An 11,307-nucleotide genomic window follows, 5' to 3' on the forward strand; every position below is an offset into this window, starting at 1 on the left:
GAAGGCTATTCCTGCCAGGGCTTCAATCTCACCGCCAGAAACAGCATCAGAATCAGGGCCGCAGCCGCACTGCTGAACAACTGCGCCAGGTGCCCGCGGCCCAGCGGCAGCAGGTAAGCGGCCAGGGCCATTGCGAGCAGCGCCACGCTTGCCTGACTACGCCAGGCAAGCGTGGTCCACAACCCCTGTCGCCGTAGCAGCAGCAAGCCTGTCAGCGTCACTCCGGCACAGGCAGCCAAGGAGATACCCGGCAGACCTAGATAGAAAGGAATGACACCGAGCAGGCAGGCGTTGAGCAGGCTTCCGCTGAGCTCACAGCGCAGCGGCAATACGGTGTTGCCACCTGCGTAGGCATAGCGTGCAAACAGTGCATTCCAGGCGCTGAACAACAGCGGAACAGCGAACCACGCAACCAGTTCGACCAAGGCGGAATCATGGGCCTGCGACGGCATCAGCAAGGCAACCAGCACAGCTGCTCCGCCGATCAGCCCGACGACGGCAGGCAAGCTGAGCAAAGTGGTGCAGGCCAGACCACGACGCAGCAAGGCCAATCGCTCTTCTCCATGGCGCCCGCTCATCAGACCGAGCAATACCTGGTTGAGACTCATCAGAGCCACTAGCGGCAGATTGATCAACTTACGCGCCAGGTTCAGCCAGGTAACCGCGCCTTCGCCAAGCAGCGACGCAACCATCCGCTCCAGCAACGCCAGGCCATGGCTGGCCAGATTGCTGCCGAACAGCGGCGCCATGCGCGCCAGCAGCTCACGCCCTGCGCCGGAGTCCCGCCCCAGCTTCCACGGGCGCCAGCCCAGGCTCCAGGTTGACCGCAATAGCAGCAGCGGCATGCACAGGCTGCCAACCAGGCAGGCCAACGCCAATCCAGCCGAGCTGCTGTCAGCCCCCCAGGTCAGCAGATACAGCACCGGCGGAAGGTTGAAGGTCAGCGAGCCAAGGCCGGCCAAGACGAAGCGCGACTGCGCCTGCAGCGGCACACAAAGCAAGGCGTGCAGAAGGATTCCCGGCGCGCTCCAGGCAAGCAGCATCAGACTCTCGCGCGCCGTTGCCGCTGCCTCGCCTGAAAGCCCCGGCCCGACCACAGCCACCCAGAGCGGCGCACCGACACTCATCAGCAACGCCAGCACCAAGCCCACCAGCACTGTCCTGGGTAACAGGCCGCAGAGCCAGGCTTCGCGCTGTTCGGCATCACGCTGTTGAAACAAAGGCAAAGCCGCTGCGCTGAGCAGGCCGGCAGCGAAGGCCATGCGCAGAGCCTCGGGCAGAAACAGAGCGACGATGAAAGCGTCACTGCGCGAGCCGACACCCCAAGCCGCCACCAGCAACCACTCACGGGCAAAGCCTGCCACCAGGCCGAGCAGGGTGGCCAGGGTCAACCAGAGCGTCGAGCCGAGCACGAAGCGTCAGTGCAGCAGGGTGAAGAGGCCCTTGCCCCCCACCTTGTAATTGAGGTTGCGGCAACGCTCGCCCATGGGTTTGGCGGGGCTTCCGCCCACGATCTTGTAGGGCTCGACCCGCTTGGCGACCACCGCCTGGCCGGTAACCACCGCCCCTTCGCCAATGTCCGCGCCGAAGGAAAGCAGTGCCCGACTGCAGATCCAGGCATAGTTGCCGATCTTCACCGGCCCGCCGACGGCCCAGAACTCGGGGGCCTCCAGATCGTGCCCGCCGGCAATCAGCAGAACGTAGGAAGCGATGGTCACATGGTCGCCAATGGTCAGGCCGCCCCGTGCATCCAGCAGACAGTGCCAACCCACCACGCTGTCTTCACCTATGACCAGGCTGTCCATCCCCAGCACTTCCGTATTGCGCCAGACACTCGAGCCCTTGCCGATCTTCGCGCCGCCCAGACGTAACCAGAACAAACGCAGAGTGTGGCTGGGAATCTTGCAGATGAAGATGTTGTAGATCTGCTCCCAGGTGCGCAGCATGCGATCACGCAACGTTGGCCAGTTGAGCCCGTAGAGCGGCACCAGCGCACCCTGCAGTTCTTTGCCCAGCATGGCGTAGAAACGCCTTGCCAGAGGATGCTCGATACGCGACTCGATGTTCACGTAGGAAATCGAGCAAAGCATGTCATCCTTGATCTGGCGCTCAAAGCAGACGTCGTTCTGCAGCATCCAGTCGTAGGCGCTTTCCAGCTCCTCGACGCTACAACCCAGGCGCTGAGCATACTCGGGCAAGGCCTGGCGCAGATTGTTCGAGTGGTACATGCGATGTTTCATCGCCGCCTCCATTGCTTATCCGGGGAATCCTGATTCGGCCCTGCCTCATCCACGTCAGCCCCCCGCGCCTCGGCCCCGTACAAGCGCCGGGCTTCATGCAGATTGAGCCCCATGAACAACCAGAACAGCGCGACCAGCACCATGGTGAAACTGAAATAGTGGTCAAACAAACCGCTCAACAGCGCCGCCAGCAGGCCGCCCAGCGTACCCAGCCAAATGGCGTTGTCGGCCGTCAGCGGGATGACTCTGGAGCGCGGCCGGACAACCCGCCACCAGCTCCAGGTCACCGCGATGAACAGCAGCATGCCGGGCAGGCCGATCTTGTAGATGTAGTTGAGCCAGAGATTGGAGATACCCCATAGACCGCTGCCCGGGACCGGGGGATCGACCTTGAACCCCACACCGAAGGGGTAAGCCGCCATGGCAGCAGGGAAGTTGGCGTATTCGTCGAATCGTACCGAGGTGCTCTCGTTGCTGGTCAGGAACATGGTCAGCAGACGCTCCTGCAATGGCGGGTACGCCAAGGTCAGCAGCACGCCCAGGAAGCTGCCGATCAACAGCAGGCGACCGGCATAGGGCACGCGTCGCCCCGCCATCCAGACCAGTATCAGCACCAGGCTCAGCAAGGCGCCTCGCGATCCGGTGAGCAGCAAACCCATGCTGCCGAGCAGGGTGACGGCCAAACCGAGCGCTCGCGGCCAGCCACGACGAGCCAGGCCGTAACAGAGCGCCAGCGGGAGCAGGAGAGCCAGTGCCCCGCCCGTGGCGTTGGGATGCATCCAGGGCGAGCCCATTCTCGGTGCGAGGGCCATCAGGCTGTCACCGAGAACCTCCAGCGAACCGTAACCAAGGGCCGCCAGGATGGGCGTCATGCTGGTCGCCGAGCGCTCACGCAGAAAGGTCGGGATCGACAACAAGAGCATGAACAGGGTGCCCAGTAAGAGCGCTATCACCACCTGCTCTCGGGCCTTCTGCTCGGCCAACAGCCGCCCCACCAGAAACAGCGCGGACAGGTTGAACAGCCAGCGTATCCAGTTGATCGGCCCATTGCCTTCGGCATCCACCATGACCTGCCCGATGGCCAACGGAAACAGGCTATACACGGCAAGGGCCACGGCCAGGCGCTCTGGAAGCCCGGTGGACTCGGGGGCACGCGGCAGGCTACCCAGCAGGGTCTGGAACCAGATGCCGACCCAGACCAGCATCAGCAGTGCCTCGGACACCGTGGTGCGAATGCCCAGACTGACCGTCGAATATGGCAGAAAGGTGCCCACAACAGCGAACAGCAACAAGCCCAGCAAAGGTTTACGCAAAATGGTCAGCCCCAGCGCGGCGCCGGCCAGCAGCACCAGCAGTTTGCCGGCCGGCAGCACCCAGAGCAGCGCGCCGAAAAGGCCGCCACAGAGCAATGCCAGAGGGACGCCAAGCGGCATGCTCATGGCCTCAGCTCCTCCAGCAGCCGCGCCACATTGGCCCGGTACGGTGCTTCAGCGAAACGTGCGGCCCACTCCTTCGATGCGCTCCCCGGTCCCTTTGCGTCCTGAGCCAGGTTTTCCATCAGACGACTCAGAGCCGCGCCATCGCGCGGATCAAAACGCGGCGCCTCAGGGGGGGCGACTTCGTCCAGCGCCGACCCACGCGCAACGGCCACCGGCGTGCCCTGGCCAAGCGCTTCCACCACGGGCAGACCAAAGCCCTCGGCATATGCCGGCTGCCAGAGACGCTCGGCACGCTGGTACAGAGCCCGCAGCTGTCCATCACTCAAGCCGTGCACGACATGCAGCCCGGCCAGTTGTCGCTGCTCCTGGGGAAGCTCCTCGCGCGCGCCCACCAGCACCAGCTCGGGCACGGCCGCGCATTGCTGGCGGGCCGCCTGCCAGGCCTCGATGAACCAGGGAATGTTCTTGCGCGGCTCGCGAATGCCTACGGCCAACCAGTACCGCAGCGGCAGACCGAGAGCCTCGATGGACTCCAGCGAGTCCGCCAGATCGGAAACCAGATTCGGCAGAACCCGAACCTTGTCGCGCACAGCGGGGAAATAGCGCGCCACCTCGTCGGCGGTGAACTGCGAAGGTGTCCAGATGCGGTCCGCGACCCTTACGGAATAGCCAATCGACAGACGATCGCTCACCCCATAGACCATGGCCCTGAGTGATGAGGCGTGACGGTTACGATGGGTCAGCTGAAACAGGTCGTGCAGTTGCAATACATAGCGCACGCCAGGCGGGCGCGGCGGCAACGGCAAGCCCATGTTGAAATTGCAGACATGCACGTCGGTGCGTTGCTCACGCAGCGCGCGCGGCAGGAACCCCGCCTCGAAGCGCAGGCGCAAGGGCAACCGGTGCACCCCCTGCAAAGGGCTTGCCCAATCGGGACAGCGGGCCCGCTGACGCAGTGGGTGGTCGGCGGGCGCGGTGGAGAACAACTGCAGCTCCACGCCGGGCAGCGCCGCGATGGCGGCTTCCAGCGCCAGCGTCTGGCGGCCTATGCCGCTATGGGGAAAGCTGATCGCCGGGCGATAATCCAGAGCTACACGCATGCCGCTATGCCGTCCTTTTCCTGCTTGATGGTGGTGTAGACCTGTTCCAGCTGGCGAGCTGCCTTGGACCAGTCGTGCTCGGCGACGACATAGCCGCGTCCGGCCTCGCCGACGGCCCGCGCTTCGCTCGGCGAATTCAACAGCGCAACCAGCGCCGCCGTCAGGCTTTGCGGATCCTCGCCCCTGCGGTAATGCACGCCGTCGCGTACCGCCAGGCCGGACACCCCCTGCGTCGTGGTCACCACGGGCAAAGCCGCGGCCATCGCCTCGAGGACCTTGAGCTTGGAACCGCCGCCCTGCCGCAAGGGCGCGAAGAAGATGCTGGCGCTGCGCTGCAGCTCTCGCAGATCGGGGACGAAACCATGCCACTCGATCCGCGGATCGTTCCAGCGCTCGGGCCAATGTGCGGGCATGGCGAAACCCGCGATCACGAAGCGGACGTCGGGGCATTGCTGCCAAAGCAGCGGCATTACCGCGTCGAGCGCCCATTCAACGGCATCCACGTTAGGCGGATACTCGTAGTTGCCGACGAAGAGCAAGCGCCGGGAATGGTAGTCCGAGCTGACCGAGGCGTAGTGACCACAGTCGACACCATTGACCACCACCTGGCTCGGGTGACGTGACAATGCTGACAGCACTTGCGCGTCGGCCTCGGTCACGCTGACCACCTGTTCGGCCTGCGCAAGCACGCGGCGCTCCCATCTGCGGTAACGCCATTGGTCCAGACGAACGAACCACCTCAACCACGACGGGAAACGGTCGTAGGTGGCGGCGCCAAGCTCCGACTCGACATTGTGCTCCGTCAGGATGAATGGCTGGCCCGACTGCCGTAGCAGACGTTCGTACGGCTGGAAGCTGTAGCTGTGCTCGATCTGAATGACATCCCAGCGCTCCTGCAGCAAGTCGCTGAAAACCGCCTGCAAACGGGGCGCCAGGCCATTGATGCTGACCAATAGCGGATAAGGCGCGAACAGGGCAGCCAGTAGCGTCACCGGGCTGCGCAACGGGCGGCGCGGCAGCACGACAAGGCGCTCCAACCAGGGCGACAGCGCCTCGCGCTGCTGATCATCGATCGGGGTCTTGCTCTGTACCAGCAGCGTAATTCGATGGCCGGCCTGTGCCAGGCTGCGGATCAGCTGATATTGACGCGTCTTGCCGCCACTGCTGGTCGGCCAGGGCATGTAAGGCAATATCCAGAGGATGCGCATGCTCGCTCCTACCGCCAGACCAGCAGTTGCAGGCTGGACTTGAGCGGCACGACCACGCCCTCGTCACCTTGCAGCTCGAGTTGCTTACCGGTGAGCGGATCATGCAGGGTGGCACGCTGTACCGACGGAAGGCGGAGCTGCTTGCCGCTGGCGCTCCAGAACATCCAGACGTGGCTGCCGTCCTGGCGAGTCCAGGTGACGTTGTACAGGCCCTTTGGCGCCTGCTCGAAACGCGGGGCGTCGCTCGGCTCCAGACGCGGACCGGTAACCTTGAGCAGGTTCGCCAGGGCGTCGTACACCGGCTTGGGGCGAGCCTGCAGATCCAGCAGGCCGTAGCCCTGATCACGCGGGCCGGCGCGGCTATCGAGATCGCTGAGATTGAACAGGAATATGCGGTCGAAATCCTGCGCGCTCATCAGTGCCAACCGACGCAAGGTATAGTCCGCCTGCCCGTCGACCCCGATGATGGCCTGCATCTCCTTGGGCCCGCTATAGCTGGACCAGCCCCACTCGGTCGCCCAAATCTGCTTCACCCCATGGGCACGCAGGGCGCCGTTGATGAAGTTGGAGTGCTGCAGATAATCCTGTTGCTTGGGCGAGGCGCCCTCGGGTTGCTCGGTGTAGGGGTGGTAGGCCATCACCAGATTCTTCTGCGCCACCCCCATCTGCAACAGGGACTGCAGCATGAGCGCGCCGCCATGCGAGGGCATGTTGCTGTAGTAGGCCATGCCACCCGCCACCACCGTCTTGCCGGGAACTTGGGCGCGCAGGGCATCGGCGCTCTGGTACAGCAGCTTGGCGTAGGCCTGCGGGTCTTCCTTGGGACGCCAGAAAGGAAAGATGTTCGGTTCGTTCCAGATCTGCCAGGCCTCGAAAGAGTCGTAGTGCTTGGCCAAGCGCACCAGGCTCTCGCCGTACAGGGCATTGTCCTTGGGCGGGAAGGAATCCTGATAGGGGGAATCGGCCGGAGCGGTGGTGGCGAAAGGCGCCGACCCGACCAGAAATCCAACCGCTTTGAGCTGATGCTGCTGCATGGCCTCGACCATGGGGTCGAAGGCGGTCAGGTTGAACTGCCCGCGCTGCGGCTCCAGGTACGCCCAGTGCATGGCGATTCGCACCCACTCCAGGCCCAGCTCGTTCAACTGCTGCATCTGCGCCTGATAGATGGCGGGCTCGAAGAAGTGGAACTGCGCGTTAACGCCAAGGAAGTCGCGCCATACCAGCGGCCCCGGCGCCTTCAGCGTGGTCACCTCGGCCTCGGCCTGGCGGCTCCAGGGCAGGATCAGAAGGACGACGCCAAGCACGAGCACCGCGGGGAGCAGGAAAACAGTTCTACGCCACATGCGGCATCACCTCGCGCAGGGTTTCAAAGTGCCGGACGAAGCGTTCGGCGGTGATGTCCCAGGCCCGCTCGGCGGCAATCAGCCGGGCGCGCTCGGCCCACTGCGCGGCCAAACCCGGCTCGGCCAGAAGGCGCGCCAGCTGCTCGGCCAGGGCGTCGGCTCGCCCCTGCGGATACATCGCGCCATTGCCGCTGGCTACTTCTTCGGCGAAGGATCGCGCATCCGAGGTGATCACCCCGCGCCCACAGGCCACCGCCCACGACAGGGCGCCGCTGGTCCCGCGCATGGAGCCGAGAAGCCGCAGCTTCTTCGACTCACGATACGGCAGAACCATGACGTGATGACGCTGAATCAAGGCCGGTATGGCGGCCGCCGGCACGTCGAGATCCCACTCGATGACCGCCTCCAGCCCCTCGAGCCGGATACGCCTGCGCAGTTCATCGAGATAGGAAGCGCCGGGCGCAAAGGCGGTCTCCGGCTCACTGCCGCCCGCCAGCGTCAGACGCAGACGTTCACGCAGAGAGGGCTGCCGATGTAGCAGCAACGCCAGGGCGTCGAGCAGATCTTCGATGCCCTTGCCGCGGTAGATGAAACCGAAGTAGAGCAGACGCAGGGGCTCTGTGGGCGGCAGCGGTACCTCAGCGATACGCTGATTGCCATGGGCGATGACCCGCACCTGCTCTGCCGGCAAGCGCATGCGACGGCGCAGGTAGCCGGCCCCGGTCTGGGTCAGCGTCACCAGACGATCGATGCTTTGCGCCAGCTTGCGCTCTTCGCTCAGGCACAGCGGATCCGCCATCACCGTCGCCATCTGCGGCAGCGGCGATGGCATGCCCTGCACCAGAGACAGCGGCCAGGGTAGCTGTGCACGTCGCCACACCAGGCGCTCGGGATCATGCACCGTCGCGCTCAGGGGCAGCTCCGGCCGCAACTGACGCAGCGTGCGCAGGGCATGAAACTCGGCCAGGCGCCCGCCACCCAGCTCACCGTGCGCCAGGTCGATACCCTGCCAATCGAAGGCCGCGATACGTGCCTCGGCATCTCGCGGCTCGTTGCCACAGCCTGCCAGGGGCGTCATCACCTCGACCCCCTTGGCCTCCAGCGCCTGCTTGAGATGCGCGGCATAGTCGGCTATGCCGGTCTGCTCGGGCGGCAGCGGTGCAAGCAGGGCGATGCGCATCAAACGGCGCCTCTGGCTGTGGCGATCAGTTGCAGCACCCGCGTCGGTACTTCGAAGCGGCGGCGATTGATGATCACGCCATCGACCTTTCCAAACGCCGTGGAGAGCACACCCAGCGCATGCTCGACGGTCGGAACCGTGCTCTTCTGCGCTTCCACCACCAGGGCAATCAGGTCGGCGCGGCGCAACTGCACGAAGGCTTGCGGGTTGGACAGCAGGCCGGAGGCATCGAGCAGCACGACTTCGCCAGCCTGGCATGGCTGCTCACCGTCGACGCGCACCGTCAGCCCGCGCTCGGCCAGCAGCTTGGCCAGATGCTCGACGATGAAGCTGACGCCTTCGCCGCGGCGAGCGGACGTCAGACCAAAGGTCAGCCCCTGCTGCTCGATACGCTCCAGCGGCAACTGACCATACAAACGATACAGGGCCGCAAGGAAGGCGGTGTTCTGCCCCGGCTTGCCCTCTTCTATCTCGGGCAGGGTGGTCCACAACGGGACGGAGAAGCGCTCTTCGATGCGCCCCCCATCATGAATGCGCTGATCGAGCAGGTAGCAGAGATAGAGCGCCAGCAAGCCGACCAGCACACTCAGCGGCAAGGCCAGGAAAATCATCAACAGGCTCTTGGGGAAAACCCGGCTCGGGTTGAGCGTCGCATGCTCGATGATGGCGATGTTGCTGATGCGGCTGTCGTCCAGTTCCCGATCGATGCGGGCTTTCTCCAGGCTCTCGTTGTAGAGCGCGAAGTTTCGCTCCGCGGCGGTCAGTACGCGCTGCAAGCGCGCCAGCTCGGGTTCGGCCGCCAGCGCCCTGGCACGGTCCTGCTCGAGCTTTTGCAGATGACCGTCCTGGCGCAGCAGCTGCGCCTTGAGACGGGCGAGGTCGGCCTGTTGATCCATGAGATTGCTGCGCAGACGCTCGGCGATGGGGTTCGGAGCGAGGTTCTGCGAAGCCTGCACGGTCGCGGCCTCGGCCTTGACCATCTGCTCCAGGTAGAGAATGTTCTCGTCGATGCTCTTCACCGGCGGCGCATTCTCGGTGAAGGTGCGAAGCAGGTCCTGACGCTCGGCACGCTTGTCGTTGAGCATGCGCACCAGGTTCTGGTGCACGGGGTTGAGCGACAGTTCGCGAACCGTACTGACTTCCTTTGGCAGCCCCTGGATCTGCTGGGCGAGGGTGGCGAGGCTGCCCTCGGTGGAGGAGATCAGGCGCGATGTGTAGAAGCGGTCGCTGCGCAGCTGGTTGATGCGTTCGGCCAGGTCCTGCAGGTGTTCGTCGATGCTCACCGCCCCCAGCTCGTTGAGCTTGTCGGCCAGTTGCTGCTTGTAGCCGAGAATCTCCTTCTCGCTGGCCTGGCTCTGGGTCAGATAGAAGTCATACAGGCTCTTGCGGCCCAGGGCTCGGGTACGCTCCTGCATGTACAGCTCGATCCAGCTCTGCACCACCGCCTGCGCCACGACCGGATCGCTCCAGCGAAAGCTGATCTCCATCACCGAAGAGCCACTGGCGTGCGTCACGCTGAAGTTCTTTTCCAGCTTGGTGGCCAGACGATCGACCGGAGTCTGCTTCTCCGCCAGTCCGATCAGCTGCAGGAAACTGCGCACCAGCTCCACCGCGCCATTGGCCACCTGACCCACGCCGTACTTGATGGCGGCAAAGAAACCCTCGGGTCTCGGTGCGTTGGCCAACTGTTCGAGGTAGCGCTCGGCCACCTGCCGACTGATCGGTCGGCCGGTCAGCATGCGCTCTTCATCGAGAATGGGATCTCTCATGGCTCCGGGCATGACGATCGCCTGGCGGTCGGCCATCTCGATGGGCAGGGTGCTGGTTTCCCGTCCCGGCTTGATCAACAGGCGCGCACTGGATTCATAGGAGGTGGGCAGCAGAAAAGCGCCCAGGAGAACCACCACCAGGGTTGCGATCACCGCCAGCTTGAACTCCCGAAAGAAGATAAAGAACAGGCGCAACAGATCACGGAATGTACGAATTTCGATCATGAGAAGCTGTTCCCTAGCGACTAGTTGCGGCGGATATCGTAATTGGCACCGATGCCAATGGATTTCACGAAGGGGATTAACTGATTGAGATAGAGGTCGACGCCCTCGATGCGATTGCCCACACCGGACTTGGGTACGAACACCACGTCACCGCGCTGCAAGGCCACGGCCTGACGCCCCTGCGCGCCGCCTTGCAGCAACTGGCTGTAATCCACGAAATAGGCCTTATAACGGCCGTCCGGGTCGGATCGCAGCAGGGCGACGTGCCGGCTGTCGGCGTTGGGTTCCACTCCGCCGGCTGCGACGATCGCCTGCTCCAGCGTGGTGACGACATTGGTGGAATAGGATTGAGGGTTGCGCACGGAGCCGCCCACGAACACGGTATTGCCGGGCGCCTGGTTGATGTTCACGGTTACGCCGGGCTCGCGGTAAAAGGGTGTCAGCCGCTCCTTGAGCTCGGCCGACAATTGCTCCGGCGTTTTGCCACCGGCCTGCACCTTGCCGATGAATGGGTAGGAAAAGGTGCCGTCATTGAGCACGGTATACAGTGTCAGCTCGTAGATGGAGTTGGCGGTAAAGGCTGAGATAGTCGGGGTTTCCCCGCTGTCGCGCACGATACGCAAGGTATCGCCAGGGTAAATGCGCTCCTGCACCGGCGGCAGATCGGCCAGCGTCAACGCGGCGCGGTGCCCGGCGTCGAGCGTATCGGAGTCGGGTAGGCCGATCCGGGCCGGAGTGGTGCAGGCCGTGAGGCCCAGCGTCACGATGAGCGGCAACAACGCTTTCATAAGGGAATTTTCCTT

At 64.2% G+C, this 11,307-nt stretch carries 9 protein-coding genes; all 9 read right to left on the minus strand.

Annotated elements, in window-relative coordinates:
• Positions 1-5: 5 nt before the first annotated feature.
• The 9 genes from JWV26_RS08350 to JWV26_RS08390 are packed head-to-tail and all read right to left on the minus strand — an operon-like array spanning position 6 to position 11,292.
• Entirely contained in the window at positions 6-1,412 is a 1,407-nt protein-coding gene (locus JWV26_RS08350; protein ID WP_206418799.1) for a lipid II flippase MurJ, read from the minus strand.
• 6 nt (positions 1,413-1,418) lie between these two features.
• Positions 1,419-2,240 carry an acyltransferase gene (locus JWV26_RS08355; RefSeq protein ID WP_206418800.1) on the minus strand — a complete coding sequence of 274 codons (822 nt, stop codon included), beginning with the start codon at positions 2,238-2,240 and terminating at the stop codon, positions 1,419-1,421.
• Complete coding sequence (locus tag JWV26_RS08360) at positions 2,237-3,673, minus strand: O-antigen ligase family protein (protein WP_420890296.1); 1,437 nt, start codon at positions 3,671-3,673, stop codon at positions 2,237-2,239. Before JWV26_RS08360 ends, JWV26_RS08355 begins: the two co-directional genes overlap by 4 nt.
• A 2-nt stretch (positions 3,674-3,675) precedes the next feature.
• Positions 3,676-4,779 (minus strand): glycosyltransferase family 4 protein, encoded by a 1,104-nt coding sequence (locus tag JWV26_RS08365; protein ID WP_206418802.1) that lies wholly within the window; start codon positions 4,777-4,779, stop codon positions 3,676-3,678.
• A complete protein-coding gene (locus JWV26_RS08370) occupies positions 4,770-5,987 on the minus strand; it encodes a glycosyltransferase family 4 protein (RefSeq protein WP_206418803.1) in 1,218 nt (405 codons plus the stop codon). The genes JWV26_RS08365 and JWV26_RS08370 overlap by 10 nt, the downstream gene beginning before the upstream one ends.
• Positions 5,988-5,995: 8 nt before the next feature.
• On the minus strand, positions 5,996-7,330 hold the full coding sequence (locus JWV26_RS08375; protein WP_206418804.1) for a cellulase family glycosylhydrolase: 1,335 nt from the start codon (positions 7,328-7,330) through the stop codon (positions 5,996-5,998).
• On the minus strand, positions 7,320-8,510 hold the full coding sequence (locus tag JWV26_RS08380; protein WP_206418805.1) for a glycosyltransferase: 1,191 nt from the start codon (positions 8,508-8,510) through the stop codon (positions 7,320-7,322). The genes JWV26_RS08375 and JWV26_RS08380 overlap by 11 nt, the downstream gene beginning before the upstream one ends.
• Positions 8,510-10,504, minus strand: coding sequence for a GumC family protein (locus JWV26_RS08385; RefSeq protein WP_206418806.1), 1,995 nt, complete (start codon positions 10,502-10,504; stop codon positions 8,510-8,512). The genes JWV26_RS08380 and JWV26_RS08385 overlap by 1 nt, the downstream gene beginning before the upstream one ends.
• Positions 10,505-10,524: 20 nt before the next feature.
• On the minus strand, positions 10,525-11,292 hold the full coding sequence (locus JWV26_RS08390) for a polysaccharide biosynthesis/export family protein (protein WP_206418807.1): 768 nt from the start codon (positions 11,290-11,292) through the stop codon (positions 10,525-10,527).
• Between the last annotated feature and the right edge of the window lie 15 nt (positions 11,293-11,307).

The organism is Ectopseudomonas toyotomiensis, assembly GCF_017167985.1.
Lineage (GTDB): Bacteria > Pseudomonadota > Gammaproteobacteria > Pseudomonadales > Pseudomonadaceae > Aquipseudomonas > Aquipseudomonas toyotomiensis.